The organism is Pseudomonas sp. KH_050, from assembly GCF_057838875.1.
On sequence record NZ_CM174478.1, the window covers coordinates 5892578 to 5908060 of the forward strand.

19 protein-coding genes are annotated in these 15483 nt (G+C 61.1%); all 19 read left to right on the forward strand.

The window, feature by feature from the left end; genetic code table 11:
- The first annotated feature begins 83 nt into the window (after nt 1-83).
- The 19 genes from cbiE (at nt 84) to AC3IUA_RS27200 (ending at nt 15277) form a co-directional block, all read left to right on the forward strand.
- The gene (gene cbiE, locus AC3IUA_RS27110; RefSeq protein WP_489357880.1) at nt 84-1295 is read left to right on the forward strand and encodes a precorrin-6y C5,15-methyltransferase (decarboxylating) subunit CbiE; all 1212 of its coding nucleotides are present in this window, start codon (nt 84-86) and stop codon (nt 1293-1295) included.
- The gene (locus tag AC3IUA_RS27115) at nt 1288-2385 is read left to right on the forward strand and encodes a cobalt-precorrin-5B (C(1))-methyltransferase (protein ID WP_489357881.1); all 1098 of its coding nucleotides are present in this window, start codon (nt 1288-1290) and stop codon (nt 2383-2385) included. Before cbiE ends, AC3IUA_RS27115 begins: the two co-directional genes overlap by 8 nt.
- Complete coding sequence (locus AC3IUA_RS27120; RefSeq protein ID WP_489357882.1) at nt 2382-3119, forward strand: cobalt-precorrin-6A reductase; 738 nt, start codon at nt 2382-2384, stop codon at nt 3117-3119. Before AC3IUA_RS27115 ends, AC3IUA_RS27120 begins: the two co-directional genes overlap by 4 nt.
- On the forward strand, nt 3120-3380 hold the full coding sequence (locus AC3IUA_RS27125) for a type II toxin-antitoxin system RelE/ParE family toxin (protein WP_489362503.1): 261 nt from the start codon (nt 3120-3122) through the stop codon (nt 3378-3380).
- Between the two features lie 4 nt (nt 3381-3384).
- The gene (locus tag AC3IUA_RS27130) at nt 3385-3675 is read left to right on the forward strand and encodes an addiction module antidote protein (protein WP_489357883.1); all 291 of its coding nucleotides are present in this window, start codon (nt 3385-3387) and stop codon (nt 3673-3675) included.
- 97 nt (nt 3676-3772) lie between these two features.
- Entirely contained in the window at nt 3773-4174 is a 402-nt protein-coding gene (locus tag AC3IUA_RS27135) for a DUF2946 domain-containing protein (protein WP_489357884.1), read from the forward strand.
- A 48-nt stretch (nt 4175-4222) separates the two neighbouring features.
- Nucleotides 4223-4702: a copper chaperone PCu(A)C gene (locus tag AC3IUA_RS27140; RefSeq protein ID WP_489357885.1), complete on the forward strand. Its 480-nt coding sequence runs from the start codon at nt 4223-4225 to the stop codon at nt 4700-4702.
- 27 nt (nt 4703-4729) lie between these two features.
- Nucleotides 4730-5146, forward strand: a complete 417-nt coding sequence (locus AC3IUA_RS27145; protein WP_489362505.1) for a DUF2946 domain-containing protein — start codon at nt 4730-4732, stop codon at nt 5144-5146.
- A gap of 131 nt (nt 5147-5277) precedes the next feature.
- Nucleotides 5278-6660 carry a PepSY-associated TM helix domain-containing protein gene (locus tag AC3IUA_RS27150; RefSeq protein ID WP_489357886.1) on the forward strand — a complete coding sequence of 461 codons (1383 nt, stop codon included), beginning with the start codon at nt 5278-5280 and terminating at the stop codon, nt 6658-6660.
- 317 nt (nt 6661-6977) lie between these two features.
- Complete coding sequence (urtA, locus tag AC3IUA_RS27155; protein WP_489357887.1) at nt 6978-8243, forward strand: urea ABC transporter substrate-binding protein; 1266 nt, start codon at nt 6978-6980, stop codon at nt 8241-8243.
- A gap of 95 nt (nt 8244-8338) precedes the next feature.
- Nucleotides 8339-9841 carry an urea ABC transporter permease subunit UrtB gene (gene urtB, locus AC3IUA_RS27160; protein WP_489357888.1) on the forward strand — a complete coding sequence of 501 codons (1503 nt, stop codon included), beginning with the start codon at nt 8339-8341 and terminating at the stop codon, nt 9839-9841.
- Nucleotides 9841-10920, forward strand: coding sequence for an urea ABC transporter permease subunit UrtC (gene urtC, locus AC3IUA_RS27165; RefSeq protein ID WP_489357889.1), 1080 nt, complete (start codon nt 9841-9843; stop codon nt 10918-10920). The genes urtB and urtC overlap by 1 nt, the downstream gene beginning before the upstream one ends.
- On the forward strand, nt 10917-11777 hold the full coding sequence (gene urtD / locus AC3IUA_RS27170) for an urea ABC transporter ATP-binding protein UrtD (RefSeq protein WP_489357890.1): 861 nt from the start codon (nt 10917-10919) through the stop codon (nt 11775-11777). The genes urtC and urtD overlap by 4 nt, the downstream gene beginning before the upstream one ends.
- Nucleotides 11778-11972: 195 nt before the next feature.
- On the forward strand, nt 11973-12671 hold the full coding sequence (urtE, locus tag AC3IUA_RS27175; RefSeq protein WP_489357891.1) for an urea ABC transporter ATP-binding subunit UrtE: 699 nt from the start codon (nt 11973-11975) through the stop codon (nt 12669-12671).
- Nucleotides 12672-12701: 30 nt separating this feature from the next.
- Nucleotides 12702-13541, forward strand: coding sequence for an urease accessory protein UreD (locus tag AC3IUA_RS27180; protein ID WP_489357892.1), 840 nt, complete (start codon nt 12702-12704; stop codon nt 13539-13541).
- A 45-nt stretch (nt 13542-13586) separates the two neighbouring features.
- On the forward strand, nt 13587-13889 hold the full coding sequence (gene ureA / locus AC3IUA_RS27185; protein WP_074873350.1) for an urease subunit gamma: 303 nt from the start codon (nt 13587-13589) through the stop codon (nt 13887-13889).
- Between the two features lie 9 nt (nt 13890-13898).
- Nucleotides 13899-14432 (forward strand): GNAT family N-acetyltransferase, encoded by a 534-nt coding sequence (locus AC3IUA_RS27190; protein WP_489357893.1) that lies wholly within the window; start codon nt 13899-13901, stop codon nt 14430-14432.
- Nucleotides 14433-14438: 6 nt separating this feature from the next.
- Complete coding sequence (locus AC3IUA_RS27195) at nt 14439-14972, forward strand: GNAT family N-acetyltransferase (RefSeq protein WP_489357894.1); 534 nt, start codon at nt 14439-14441, stop codon at nt 14970-14972.
- Nucleotides 14969-15277, forward strand: a complete 309-nt coding sequence (locus AC3IUA_RS27200) for an urease subunit beta (RefSeq protein WP_489357895.1) — start codon at nt 14969-14971, stop codon at nt 15275-15277. The genes AC3IUA_RS27195 and AC3IUA_RS27200 overlap by 4 nt, the downstream gene beginning before the upstream one ends.
- Nucleotides 15278-15483 lie beyond the last annotated feature (206 nt).

Genomic DNA, 15483 nt, shown 5'->3' on the forward strand with positions numbered 1-15483 from the left:
CGGGCGAAGGCGCGGTATTATGCCTGCTTTGTCCGAAGGCATGAAAAGCCTGCCCGTCGGAACGCATGGTTTGAGGAATATAGATGGCCCCCTGGCTGACTGTAGTAGGCATCGGTGAAGACGGTTTCAGCGGTCTGGGCAAGAACGCCCGACGCGCGCTGTTGGGCGCTGCACGGATTTTTGGCGGCCAGCGGCAACTGGATTTGTTGCCGGTGTGCATCCGCGGCGAGCGACAACTGTGGCCCAGCCCGTTCTCCCTGGAAGCGCTGCTGGCGCAACGCGGCGAACCGGTGTGTGTGTTGGCCAGCGGCGATCCGATGCTGTTCGGGGTCGGCGCCAGCCTGGCGCGGCGAGTAGCGAGCGATGAGATGCAGGTGTTGTCCGCACCGTCCTCCTACTCGCTGGCGGCGGCTCGATTGGGCTGGCCGCTGCAAGAAGTGCTGACGCTCTCGGTGGTCGCCCGCCCTGTGGCGGCCCTGAGTGCGCAACTGTTCAGCGGCGTTCGTTTGCTGGTGCTGAGCAACGATGGCCAAAGCCCCGCCGCCATCGCCACGCTGTTACGTGAACGGGGTTTCGGCCCAAGCCGGCTCACGGTGCTGGAGCATTTGGGCGGCCCGGCTGAACGACGCGTCGAGGGCATTGCCAGCGATTGGAGCGAGCCGAACATCGCCGATCTGAATCTTGTGGCCATCGAGTGCATCGCCGAACCCGACGCTCCGCGCTTATCGCGACTTGCCGGGCTGCCGGATTCGGCCTTCCAGCACGACGGCCAACTGACCAAACGTGACGTGCGCGCCATCACCCTCGCCCGCCTGGCTCCGGTGCCCGGTGAGTTGTTATGGGACGTCGGCGCCGGCAGCGGCTCGATCGGCATTGAGTGGATGCGCGCCCACCCCAGCTGTCGTGCCCTGGCCATCGAGGCCGATGAGGGGCGCCAGCACCTGATCGAACACAACCGCGATGCCCTCGGCGTACCCGGTTTGCAGTTGATAGGCGGCAGCGCTCCACAAGCGCTGGCAGGCCTGGAGCGACCGGAAGCAATCTTCATTGGCGGCGGCGTCACCCGCAATGGCGTGCTCGACACCTGCTGGGAACAACTCAAGCCTGGCGGCCGGCTGGTGGCCAATGCCGTCACCCTGCAAAGCGAAATGACCTTGATTGCCTGGCGCGAACAGCACGGCGGTGAGCTGACCCGGATTCATATTGCGCAGGCGCAGCCTCTGGGGGACTTCGATACCTGGCGTCAGGCATTGCCGATTACCTTGCTGGAAGTGACGAAGCCTTTCGATGCGTGACGAAACCGCCGAACAACCCGCGCCCCTGCGCAGCGGCCTGACCACTGGCAGCTGCGCCACCGCTACCAGTCTCGCCGCCGCCCGCTTGTTGCTCAGCGGCATCAGCCACGATGCGGTGCACATTGTCCTGCCCAAAGGCAAGCAGGTACAGATGCGCCTGGAGTTTTGCCGTCTCGCCGAGGGAGGGGCCGAAGCCGGGACGATCAAGGATGCCGGAGACGATCCGGACGTCACTCATGGCGCGCTACTGTATTCCCATGTGCGTCTGAATCCCGAGCCGGGCATACGTTTTACTGCAGGCCTTGGTGTTGGCACGGTCACTCGGCCGGGCCTGGTCCTGGGCGTCGGCGAGCCGGCGATCAACCCGGTGCCGCGCAAGATGATCAGCGATCACCTGCTGCAACTGGCGCAAGAACGCAATTACGACGGAGGCTTCGAGGTCACGGTCAACGTCGAGGGCGGCGAAGCCCTGGCACTGAAAACCATGAACCCACGGCTGGGCATTCTCGGCGGTCTGTCGATTCTCGGCACCAGCGGCATTGTCCGGCCGTTCTCCTGCGCGGCTTATATCGCTTCGATTCATCAAGGTATCGACGTCGCCAAGACCAATGGCTACCTGCACATCGCCGCCTGCACCGGCAATGCCAGCGAAGACACCATGCGCAGCGTTTACGACCTGCCGGAAATCGCCCTGATCGAGATGGGCGACTTCGTCGGTGCGGTACTCAAGCACCTGCGCAAAGTGCCGGTGGCTAAACTCAGCATTTGTGGCGGCTTCGGCAAGATCAGCAAACTCGCTGCAGGGCATATGGATTTGCACAGCCGCCATTCGAGCATCGACTTGCCGCAACTGGCGCAGTGGGCCGCGGACGTCGGCGCGGATGAGGCCTTGCAGCACCTCATCACCCAGGCCAATACCAGCCAACAGGCGTTGGCGATGGCCAGTGCCGCGGGCATCGCTCTCGGTGATGCCGTGTGCCAGCACGCCCTGGACTTTGCCCGTAGCGTGGTGCCGGCGCAGGTTCAGGTCGAGGTATTTGCCATTGATCGTCAGGGTGGCATCGTCGGCCACGCGGGAGCTATTCAATGAAACGTTTGTTGTTGCTCGGTGGCGTGACTGAAGCCCTGGCGATTGCCCGCACCCTTGGCCCGCAACATATCTATAGCCTGGCCGGCATCGGTCGGGTGCCGACGGACTTGAGCTGTCAGGTCCGGGTCGGCGGTTATGGCGGCGCGGCGGGTCTGGCGCAATTCATCCAGGACCAGGGCATCGATTTGCTGCTGGACGCCACCCACCCCTACGCCGCACAAATCAGCCAGAACGCCGCGACCGCCGCACAATTGAGCGGCATCCCCTGCTGGGCGTTGCGGCGCCCGGCGTGGCAGGCACAGGCAGGTGATGACTGGCGTGAAGTCAGCGACTGGACCGAACTGGTTGAAGCGCTCAAGCCTTTCAAACGTCCACTGTTCACCCTGGGCCGCGAGCCTCTGCAGCATCTGGATGAAATTCCGGACGGACAGTTCTGGACCTTGCGCGCGCTCGATCAGTACCCCGGCAATGAGCGCTGCGAAGTGATTGGCGCCCGTGGACCGTTTCTGCTGGACGATGAACGTGAGCTGTTTGAACGGCGGCAGATTGATGTGCTGATCAGCAAAAACAGCGGCAGCACTGCCACCGAGCCCAAGCTGGAAGTGGCGCGGGAACGTGGGGTGCCAGTGTTGATACTGAAAAGGCCAGAGTTGGTGGAGGTTGAGCGGGAGTTTGGAAACGGGGCAGAGATCCTGGAAGCCTTGGTAAAACAGGGGCTGGTGTCCACCATTTGAATTTCTGCGCTGCGAAAACCGCTGCGACGCTGGCGACTTTACACACAACACTATACGAAAGACCTGACTGGCTCAGATTGTGAACCCATAGGAGAAGGGGTCTCGGAAATGCGAGTTCATTATGGTCCCGGGTATCGGATCTATTTCACGCGCAAAGGCGAAGTAATCTATCTACTACTCACCGGAGGCGATAAATCGACTCAAAAACGAGACATCAAACGTGCCAAGCAAATGGCGCAAAACCTCGGAAGTGAGGAGTAAGAACATGACCGAACAATTTACCCGTTTCGATGCCGCCGAATATCTGAAGACACCCGAAGATATGGCGGCGTACCTTGATGCCTGTTTCGACGAAGACGCAGGCGACGGCGTACTGATACGAGCAGCTCTCAACGATATAGCCCGAGCTCAAGGCATGACTCAGGTTGCACGGGATGCCGGTCTCGACCGTGAAAGCTTGTACAAAGCGCTCGGCAGCAATGGCAATCCGGAATTCGTGACTATCATGAAGGTGATGAAGGCCCTCGGCCTGAAACTGCACGCCACAGCAGCCTGATCGCTCTGTGACACCAAACCTCACGCGGACTTTTTACTTATCGACCCTGATCAGGCTAAATACCCCCGCTTGATCGTCCCCACAACCGGATTTGACCATGTCCCGACAACGGCTTGCATTTGCCTGGATCGCCTGCTTCGCAGTGCTGTTCAACATGCTCGCCATGCCGATTTCCGGGACGATGGCCCAGGCGGCGAATCAGTCGCCGGCCGAGCAATTGTTGTGGGGCAGTTTCTGTTCCTCGAACGGCACCCGGCTGGTGGCTATATCGTTGGGCACGCTTGAGCAGAAGGCCCCGCAGAACGACGATCACTCCAACATGCAGCACTGCTGGTGCTGTTCAGGCTCGGCGCCGTTGGTGGCGTTGCCGGGGCATGTGCCACACCTGTATTTCGCACGTTTCGAGCCCAATCGAAGCCTGCCGCCGCCCACCCTTGAGGCACCCACGCCGCGCCAGCAATGGCCGAGTCTCAATCCCCGCGCCTCGCCTCTGGTTTGATTCCTTCTCGCAATTGATCTGCGTTTTGAATCGTTCTGGAGAACTGCCATGTTGAAACAAACACTGCTTCTAGCCGCGTTGCTGTTGCCTGCCTGCTTTGCCAATGCTCACGAATACGTTGCCGGCGAGTTGCAAATCGCTCATCCCTGGTCGCAGGAACTGCCGCCGAATGCCCCAACGGTCGCGGCCTATTTTGCCATCCACAACAACGGCAAAAGCACCGATCGCCTGCTCAGCGTGGCCTCGCCGATCGCCGGCCTCGCCCAGTTGCACGAGCATGTGAAGCAAGGCGAGCTGATGAAAATGCAGCAGGTACCGAGCGTGGATATCCCTGCCGGCGGTGAAGTCACCTTCGCCCCAATGGGGTACCACGTGATGCTGCTGGAGCTCAAAGACCGCAGCCTGCTGAGCGACGGCAAGCGTTTCCCGCTGACCCTGCATTTCGAGAAGTCCGGCGACGTGACGGTGGAGGTCGCGGTGCAGAAACAACCACCCGCCGGCACCGAAACGCACATGCACCCCCAGTAACTACAATCTGAAAGTCCTGTGGACACTCTGCGCTCGCCACGCGCCGGGCGATCCGTGCCACGTCAGCGCTCTTCGCGAGTAAGGCGCGGCAGCTGGATCAGCCTGTTCGCCATGCTGATGATCTTTATCGGCCCGCTGACTTCTCAAGCGATGCCGATGGATCACGCCATGCCGAACATGTCGATAGACATGCGCATTGACGAGCCCGGCTGCCACGACGCTTCGCCACTCCACCCCAAACCCGCCGAGCAGCAGATGCTCTGGGAGAAGTGCGGGTATTGCGGCCTGCTGTACAACTGTCCGGCGCTGCCTGGCGGCCTGTCGTTCGCGGCATTCGACATGCCGCCAACATCGACTGTCATCAGCCCTTCTCCGCGCCTGGGTCATGCACGGCAAACGGTATTCCCCGGCGCCCGCACCCGCGCCCCGCCCATCGTCAGGTAACCCCCCTACCTCAGATCACCCGGCCGACTGTAGAAAAGGCAGCCGCACGCTGTGGTGTTTGAGCGAGTGGCTGCCAAGCGGTCAAAAACCAGACAACTAGAACAGATCCACGCCAACGCGGAGCGCGTCTGATGAACCAACCAAAAGTGTCTTTCTACAACCTGGCCTGGCGCTGGCATTTTTATGCCGGGCTGTTCGTCGCGCCGTTCATGGTGATGCTGGCCCTGACCGGCATCATTTACCTGTTCAAACCCCAGCTCGACCCGTTGATGTACGGCAACCTGCTGAACGTCTCCGCAGACCATCAAACCCTCAGTGCCGATGAGCAATTACGGCGTGTGCAAATCGCTTATCCACAGGGGCACGTCACGCAATACCTGCCGCCGGTCAATACCGAGCGCAGCGCGCAGTTCGTGGTGCAAAACGACGGCAATGAACTGAACGTGTACATCGATCCGTATCGCGGAAAAATCCTCGGCGACCAGGACGCCAAGAGCAACCTGCAAGCCATCGCCCGAGCCATTCATGGTGAGTTGATGATCGGCACCGTGGGTGATCGACTGGTCGAGCTGGCCGCCGGCTGGGGCATCATGCTGGTGGTTTCCGGCTTGTACCTATGGTGGCCGCGCGGCAAGTCGTCGGCCGGCGTACTGTGGCCGCGCTTGAACAATCGTGGCCGGCTGTTCTGGCGCGATCTGCATGCGGTGACGGGTTTCTGGGGCGCGGCGTTGCTGTTGGTGATGCTGCTCAGCGGCATGACCTGGACCGGCGTCTGGGGCAAGCAATACGCCGAGCTCTGGAACCGTTTCCCGGCGGCCATGTGGAACGAGGTGCCGAAGTCCGATCGCGAGGCCCGCGACCTCAATACCGCAACGCGCCAGACCGTACCATGGGCCATGGAAAACACGCCGCTGCCGGTGTCCGGCGACCATGCCGAACACATGGCTCACGCGGCAGCGACAACCGCTCCCGCCGCACCTGCCATCGCCTTGCAAGACGTGCAGGACATCGCCACACAGCGCCAGGTCGAACCCGGCTACAGCATCACCTTTCCGACCACCGCCAGCGGTGTGTTCACCATCGCCGTGTTCGCCGACGACCCGCGTAACGACGCCACCCTGCATGTCGATCAATACACCGGCAAGGTGCTCGCCGATGTCCGTTGGCAGCACTACAACAGCGTCGCCCGCGCCACGGAAATGGGCGTGATGCTGCATGAAGGCAAGATGTTCGGAACGCTCAATCAGATAGCGGTTCTGCTGGTGTGCCTGATGATCCTGCTTAGTGCGGTCAGTGGCGTGGTGATCTGGTGGAAGCGCCGCCCGCAAGGTCGGCTCGGTGTTCCGCCGCTGCGCCATGACCTGCCGAAGTGGAAAACCGCGATGGTCATCATGTTTGCGCTGGCGGTGGCATTTCCGTTGGTCGGTGCGTCATTGATCGTGGTGTGGATTCTCGATCGGCTGCTGCTGTCACGACTGATCGGGAAAGCTGAGTCCGCTTCATCTTCAAGTTAAGGACGGCGAGGTACATGCAACGGCTGTGAAGGCTCGACAATGCCGGCCGGCAATAAATCGTCGGCGAACGAGCTTTTGTGGCGAGGGGGCTTGCCCTCCTGGCCACAGGCTCAGCGCACGACCAGCTGCTCCAAGGTGGCGCACGCTGACGCACCACTCGCTTGACCTTGTCCCCTGATGGTGCGCCGCAGTGCGCCCTCTCACCGAAAAACACGACACTTCCCTGCCTTTCACCGACTGGGCACAGCCCTTGCAAAAGCCCCTTCAGCGTCCGTATCTGCCAACCAAAAAAAACATGAGCTCATGGAGATCGCACAATGAAGCGTCGTAGCTTGATCAAGGCTTTCACACTCTCGGCATCGATTGCCGCGATGGGTTTGACCTGGAGCATCCAGGCCGCCGAGACCATCAAGGTCGGGATCCTGCACTCCTTGTCGGGGACCATGGCGATCTCTGAAACGTCGCTTAAAGACATGGCGCTGATGACCATCGAGGAGATCAACGCCAAAGGCGGCGTCAACGGCAAGATGCTCGAGCCGGTGGTCGTCGACCCGGCGTCGAACTGGCCGCTGTTCGCTGAAAAGGGTCGTCAGTTGCTGACCCAGGACAAGGTTGCGGTGGTGTTCGGTTGCTGGACTTCGGTGTCGCGTAAATCGGTGTTGCCGGTGTTTGAAGAACTCAACGGCCTGCTGTTTTACCCGGTGCAATACGAAGGCGAAGAGATGTCGCCGAACGTCTTCTACACTGGCGCGGCGCCAAACCAGCAAGCGATCCCGGCGGTGGAGTACCTGATGAGCGAAGAAGGCGGCAGCGCCAAGCGCTACTTCCTGCTCGGTACCGACTACGTCTACCCGCGCACCACCAACAAAATCCTGCGCTCGTTCCTGCACTCCAAAGGCGTCGCGGACAAGGACATCGAAGAGGTCTATACGCCGTTCGGCCACAGCGATTACCAGACCATCGTGGCCAACATCAAAAAATTCTCGGCCGGTGGCAAAACGGCGGTGATCTCCACGGTCAATGGCGACTCCAACGTGCCGTTCTACAAAGAGCTGGCCAACCAGGGCCTGAAAGCCACTGACGTTCCGGTGGTGGCGTTCTCGGTCGGTGAAGAAGAACTGCGCGGCATCGACACCAAGCCGCTGGTGGGCAACCTCGCGGCGTGGAACTACTTCGAATCCGTCGAGAACCCGGTCAACCAGAAATTCGTCGCCGACTGGAAAGCCTATGCCAAGAAGAAAAATCTGCCAGGCGCCGATAAAGCCGTGACCAACGACCCGATGGAAGCCACTTACGTCGGCATCCATATGTGGGCGCAGGCCGTGGAAAAAGCCAAGTCCACTGACGTCAACAAAGTCCGTGAAGCCCTGGCCGGCCAGACCTTCGCGGCACCGTCGGGTTATACCCTGACCATGGACAAGACCAACCACCACCTGCATAAGCCAGTGATGATCGGCGAGATCCAGGCCGATGGTCAGTTCTCGGTGGTCTGGCAGACCGAAGGCCCGATCCGCGCCGAGCCTTGGAGCCCATTCATTCCGGGTAACGACAAGAAGCCGGATTATGCGGTGAAGAGCAACTGAGCCACTGGGGCTTGAGCATGGAGCTCGAGCCCGACACAACTCCTGTGGGAGCGAGCCTGCTCGCTCCCACATTTAGTTCGCGCAAGGCCAATGATATGCCCACTGCCCTTTACCGCTTCATCTTCGCTCTCGCGCTGCTATTGCCGATAGCCGCCCATGCCGGCGACGCCGAAGACTTCGTCGTGGCCAATCCCGTGCAGCAAGCCAAACTGCTGGAGGCCTGGGCCGCGCAGCCCGATCCGGCCCGCATCGAGCTGATCAATGCCTTGCAACAAGGCCAATTGACCGTCGATGGCCAAGCCAAAACCCTGCGCCTGAACAACCGCCTGCGCGGTCTGATCGACACCGCGCTGGCCAGCCATCAACTGCTTGCCGCTGACGCCAAGGTGCGTCTGGCGGCTGCGCAACAACTGCAGAAAAGTGCCAAGCCGGCGCAATTGAAATTCCTCGACCGACAACTCGCCGGTGAACAGGATCAAGGCGTTCATGCCGCCCTGAGCCTGGCCCTGGCCAACCTGCAACTGGTGGACAGCGATCCGGCGGTGCGTCTGGCGGCCGTGCGGCTACTCGGAGAAACCGGAGATCCGCTGGCTCGCACCCGTCTGGAAAGTTTGCTCGAGGCCGGCGTCGAAGCCGACACCAACGTGCGTACCGCCGCCGAAACCAGCCTGGCCCAAGTCAAACGCAAACTGATGGTCGGCGAGATGCTCGGCCAGGCCTTCAGCGGTATGTCCCTGGGTTCGATTCTGCTGCTGGCGGCGCTGGGTCTGGCGATCACCTTCGGCTTGCTCGGCGTGATCAACATGGCCCACGGCGAGATGCTGATGCTTGGCGCCTACGCAACCTATATGGTGCAGTTGCTGTTCCAGCGTTTCCTCCCGCAAGCCATCGAGTTCTATCCGCTGGTGGCGCTGCCGGTGGCGTTTTTCGTCACCGCCGGGATCGGCATGGCGCTGGAGCGCACGGTAATTCGCCATCTCTACGGCCGTCCTTTGGAAACCCTGCTGGCGACCTGGGGCATCAGCCTGATGCTGATCCAGCTGGTGCGCCTGCTGTTCGGAGCGCAGAACGTCGAGGTCGCCAATCCGGCCTGGTTGTCGGGCGGCATTCAAGTGCTACCCAATCTTGTGTTGCCGTACAACCGCATCGTGATCATCGCCTTTGCACTGTTTGTGGTGCTGCTGACCTGGTTGTTGCTGAACAAGACCCGCCTCGGCCTGAACGTGCGCGCCGTGACCCAGAACCGCAACATGGCCGCCTGCTGCGGCGTGCCCACGGGGCGAGTGGACATGCTCGCCTTCGGCCTCGGTTCGGGTATCGCCGGGCTCGGTGGCGTGGCCTTGAGTCAGGTCGGCAACGTCGGTCCGGACCTGGGCCAGAGCTACATCATCGACTCGTTCCTGGTGGTGGTGCTCGGCGGTGTCGGTCAACTGGCCGGAAGCGTGCTGGCAGCCTTCGGCCTGGGCATTGCCAACAAGATCCTCGAACCACAGATCGGCGCCGTACTCGGCAAGATCCTGATCCTCGCGCTGATCATTCTGTTCATCCAGAAACGCCCGCAAGGACTCTTCGCACTGAAAGGACGGGTGATCGACTGATGAACCAGCCCCTGATGCTCACGGCTACGCAAAAAGCCGGAACCAAAGTCACCCTGATCGTCGGCAGTCTGGTGCTCGCACTGCTGCTGGCCTTGCCGCTGCTATCGCTGTTGGCGGCGGACAATCCGCTGCATGTCTCGGCCTATACCCTGACCCTGGTGGGCAAGATTCTCTGCTACGCGATTGTCGCGCTGGCGCTGGATCTGGTCTGGGGTTACGCCGGTTTGCTGTCCCTCGGCCACGGCCTGTTCTTCGCCCTCGGCGGTTATGCGATGGGCATGTATTTGATGCGCCAGACCGCGGGCGATGGGTTGCCGGCGTTCATGAGCTTTCTGTCGTGGACCGAATTGCCCTGGTACTGGACCGGCACCAGCAGCTTCCTATGGGCGATGTGTCTGGTGGTGCTCGCGCCGGGCTTGCTCGCGCTGGTGTTCGGTTTCTTCGCCTTCCGCTCGCGGATCAAGGGCGTGTACTTCTCGATCATGACCCAGGCCCTGACCTTCGCCGGGATGCTGCTGTTCTTCCGCAATGAAACCGGGTTTGGTGGCAACAACGGTTTCACCAATTTCCGCAGCATCCTCGGTTTCGGCATCACCGAACCAGGCACTCGGGCGGTGCTGTTTGTCGCCACTGTACTGCTGTTGGTCGCCAGCCTGTTCATCGGCTGGCGCCTGGCGCAGAGCAAGTTCGGCCGGGTGCTGACGGCCCTGCGTGACGCGGAAAACCGCCTGATGTTCTGCGGCTACGACCCGCGCGGTTTCAAGCTGTTCGTCTGGGTATTGAGCGCGGTGTTGTGTGGCTTGGCGGGTGCGCTGTATGTGCCGCAAGTGGGGATCATCAACCCCAGTGAAATGTCGCCGACCAACTCCATCGAAGCGGCAGTGTGGGTCGCTTTGGGCGGTCGCGGCACATTGATCGGGCCCCTGCTCGGCGCCGGTGTGGTCAATGGCATGAAGAGCTGGTTCACCGTGGCCTTCCCTGAGTACTGGCTGTTTTTCCTCGGCGCGCTGTTTATCGTCGTGACCCTCTATCTGCCTAAAGGCGTGATCGGCCTGCTGAAGAAAAGGGGCGACCAATGAGAATCACACCGACCGCTGAATTCATGCTCGAACCGATTCTCGAACCCAACAAAGACCAGGGCAGCAGCCGCGATGCCATCGGGCTGGGACAACGTGTCGAAAAAGGTCTCGACACCCGCCACGGCACCATCCTGACCCTGGAAGACATCAGCGTCAGTTTCGATGGTTTCAAAGCCCTGAACGATTTGAACCTGTACATCGGCGTTGGCGAATTGCGCTGCATCATCGGCCCCAACGGTGCCGGAAAAACCACGCTGATGGATGTGATCACCGGCAAGACCCGGCCCAGCCACGGCAAGGCCTGGTTCGGCGAGACCCTGGATTTGACGCGAATGAGCGAAGTACAGATCGCCCAGTCCGGGATCGGTCGCAAGTTCCAGAAGCCAACAGTGTTCGAAGCCTTGAGCGTGTTCGAGAACCTTGAACTGGCGCAAAAAACCGACAAGTCGGTGTGGGCCAGTCTGCGGGCCAGACTCAATGGCGAGCAGAAAGACCGAATTGCCGAAATCCTGGAAACCATTCGCCTGACCACCTCGGTCGATCGCCCGGCAGGATTGCTGTCCCACGGTCAGAAGCAGTTTCTGGAGATCGGCATGTTATTGATGCAAGACCCGCAACTGCTGCTACTCGATGAGCCCGTGGCGGGCATGACCGACGCCGAAACCGAATTCACCGCCGAGCTGTTCAAGAGCCTGGCCGGCAAGCACTCGCTGATGGTGGTGGAACACGACATGGGCTTCGTCGGCTCGATCGCCGACCACGTCACGGTGTTGCACCAGGGCAGCGTGCTGGCCGAAGGCTCGCTGGAGCAGGTGCAGGACAATGAGCGGGTGATCGAAGTGTATTTAGGCCGATAACCGACCTCCCCCGCAGGAGCTGCGTAGGAGCTGTCGAGCGAAGCGAGGCTGCGATCTTTTGATCTTCTTACATCACACCTCAGCAAGATCAAAAGATCAAAAGATCAAAAGATCAAAAGATCAAAAGATCAAAAGATCGCAGCCTGCGGCAGCTCCTACGAGAGCGGGTCTGTGTGAACCACAAGGAATTCCAACATGCTACAAGTCGACAAGCTGCACCAGTACTACGGCGGTAGCCACATCCTGCGGGGTCTGTCGTTCGACGTGAAGGTCGGCGAGGTCACCTGCCTGCTGGGGCGTAACGGCGTCGGCAAGACCACCCTGCTCAAATGCCTGATGGGCCTGCTGCCCGCCAAAGAGGGTGTGGTGAGCTGGGAAGGCAAAGCTATCACCGGGTACAAACCGCACCAGCGGGTGCATGCCGCAATCGCCTATGTGCCGCAAGGCCGGGAAATCTTCGGCCGGCTGACGGTGGAAGAAAACCTGCTGATGGGCCTGTCACGCTTTCCAGGCTCCGAAGCCAAAGAGGTCCCGGCGTTTATCTATGAGCTGTTCCCGGTACTGCAGCAAATGAAGCAGCGCCGTGGCGGCGATCTGTCCGGCGGTCAGCAGCAACAACTGGCTATCGGCCGTGCCCTGGCCAGCCGCCCTCGCCTGTTGATTCTCGATGAGCCCACCGAGGGCATTCAGCCATCGGTGATCAAGGAGATCGGGGCGGTGATCAAAAAGCTTGCAGCACGCGGTGACATGGCGATTCTGCTGGTGGAGCAGTTCTATGATTTTGCCGCCGAACTGGCCGATCAGTATCTGGTGATGTCCCGGGGTGAGATCGTCCAGCAAGGTCGTGGCGAAAACATGGAGGCCGAAGGTGTACGCGGGTTGGTTACGATCTAATCTGTAGCGTCCTGACGATAACTGGAAATCATGAATCTTCCTGCCCATACCACACTGTTCACCCCCAGCTGGCACGCCGAGCTGGAACTCGGCTACGCCCGCTTCGGCGACAGCACGCGTCCGGTCCAGCGCCGGCACAAAGGTCCGCTGCGAGTGCAGAAGCATTTGTATGCCGAAGGGCCTGAAGTCTGCCAACACATCATCGTTCACCCACCGGGCGGGATTGCCGGCGGCGACCGGCTGGACATCAGCGCCCATGTCGGCGCCGATGCCTGGGCGCAATTGACCAGCCCCGGTGCGGCCAAGTGGTATCGCGCCGCCGGCCCGGCCTACCAGACGCTGGACTTACACGTTGCAGCCGGTGCGACGCTGGAATGGCTGCCGCAGGAAACCATCATCTTCAGCGCCGCCCAGGCCGAACTCAGCACGACAATCGAACTTGAAGGCAACGCCAGGTTGTTCTACTGGGATGTGGTGGCGTTGGGGCGCCCGGCCAGCGGCGAGCGCTTCGATCTGGGGCATTTCCAGGCGCAACTGGATATCCGCCGCGACGGGCAGTTGCTCTGGCATGAACGCCAGCGCATTGTCGCAGATGACGGTTTGCTCGACTCACCGATCGGGCTCGACGGGCAGCCGGTGTTTGCGACCTTGCTGGTAACCGGTGAAATTGATAGCGAATTGCTGGAAGTCTGCCGCTCGTTGCCCAATCCGGTGCGCGGTGACCTGACCCAGCTGCCGGGGTTGTTGGTCGCCCGTTGTCTAGCGAGTGAAGCCTTGCAGGCACGGGGCTGGCTGATCGATTTGTGGCGGTTGCTCAGGCCGGCCTTGCTCGGCCGCGAAGCCATACCCCCCAGAATATGGAGCACATGAACACCGCCCCCCTGCATATTCAACACAATTTGACATGGACCCATAATGGACCTGACACCACGCGAAAAAGACAAGCTGCTGATCTTCACCGCCGGCCTCGTGGCCGAGCGGCGGCTGGCCCGCGGCGTGAAACTCAACTACCCGGAAGCCATGGCCTACATCTCCGCCGCCCTGCTCGAAGGCGCCCGTGACGGCCGGACCGTGGCCGAACTGATGCACTACGGCACCACCCTGCTCAGCCGCGAACAAGTGATGGAAGGCATCCCGGAAATGATCCCGGAAATCCAGGTTGAAGCGACCTTCCCCGATGGCACCAAACTGGTCACCGTCCACCAACCTATTGCCTGAGACCGCACCATGACTTACAGCATTCGTGATGCGCAGCATGCCGACCTGCCAGCGATCCGCGACATCTACAACGATGCCGTGCTCAACACCACGGCGATCTGGAACGAACAAGCCGTCGACCTCGGCAATCGTCAGGCCTGGTTCAGCGCCCGGCAATCCCAGGGATACCCGATTCTGGTAATTGTCGACGGCGACAACAGCGTACTGGGCTACGCTTCGTTTGGTGACTGGCGGCCTTTTGATGGCTTCCGCCACACCGTCGAGCATTCGGTTTACGTGCGCAGTGACCAACGGGGTAACGGTCTCGGCCCACGGCTGATGGAAGCGCTGATCGAGCGCGCCAACGGCTGCGGCAAACACGTGATGGTCGCGGCCATCGAGAGCGGCAACACAGCCTCGATTCGCCTGCACCAACGAGCCGGCTTCACCATCACCGGTCAGATGCCCCAAGTGGGCACCAAGTTCGGCCGCTGGCTCGACCTGACCTTTATGCAGCTGACCCTCAACCCAGGCGCGGAGCCCCCAGTCGCCCACCAGGAGTAATTTCCGATGAACGCCGCTCAACTGCGTCGAGTCCATGCTGAAAGCTTTGCGCACTATCGCCAGGGTTTGATTGAACTGCTGCTCGAGGCCGTGGGTTATGGCGCCAATGTCGGCTTCATGGCAGACCTGGATGCCACTCAGGCCCGCGCTTATTTCGATGAAGTGCAGGCGAACCTTGAGCAAGGCAACCTGCTGCTTTGGGTTGTGGTCAAGGACGAACAGGTACTGGCCAGCGTGCAGCTTGCACTCTGCCAGAAAGCCAACGGGCGCAATCGCGCCGAAGTGCAAAAACTGCTGGTGCGTGAACACGCACGGCGACGTGGCCTGGGCCAGCAGTTGATGAGTGCCCTCGAGATTGCCGCCAGCCAGCACAAACGCGGCATGCTCTACCTCGACACCGAAGCCGGTTCGGGCGCCGAAGACTTCTATCGCACCCAAGGCTACACCCGTGCCGGTCAAATCCCCGACTACGCCTGCAACCCGAGCGGCAAGTACCGCCCGACTGCCCTCTACTACAAAATCCTCGGAGCCGTTGAATGATCCCCGGTGAATATCAGATCCAGCCCGGCGACATCGAACTCAACGCCGGACGCCGCACCTTGAGCCTGAGTGTCGCCAACCGCGGCGACCGGCCGATCCAGGTCGGCTCGCACTATCACTTTTTCGAAGCCAATGACGCTCTGACCTTCGACCGCGCCGCCAGCCGTGGAATGCGCCTGAACATCCCGGCCGGCACTGCCGTGCGCTTCGAACCGGGGCAGACCCGCGACATCGAGCTGGTGGACCTGGCCGGACTGCGCCGTGTATTCGGGTTTGCCGGGCGGGTAATGGGTGATCTGGATTGAAATTTTCGGCGCCCCCGAAAAGATCGCAGCCTGCGGCAGCTCCTACGCCGACCGCAGGCACCCGCGATCTCGTGTGATCACCCCCACCCCCCCAATTTCGCGCTCCTACCCATCCCCCGTAGGAGCTGCCGAAGGCTGCGATAGCGAGCTACGCGAGCGGTCTCAAACCCAATTGAATCCCAAGGCAAACCCAATTAAACCCCAAG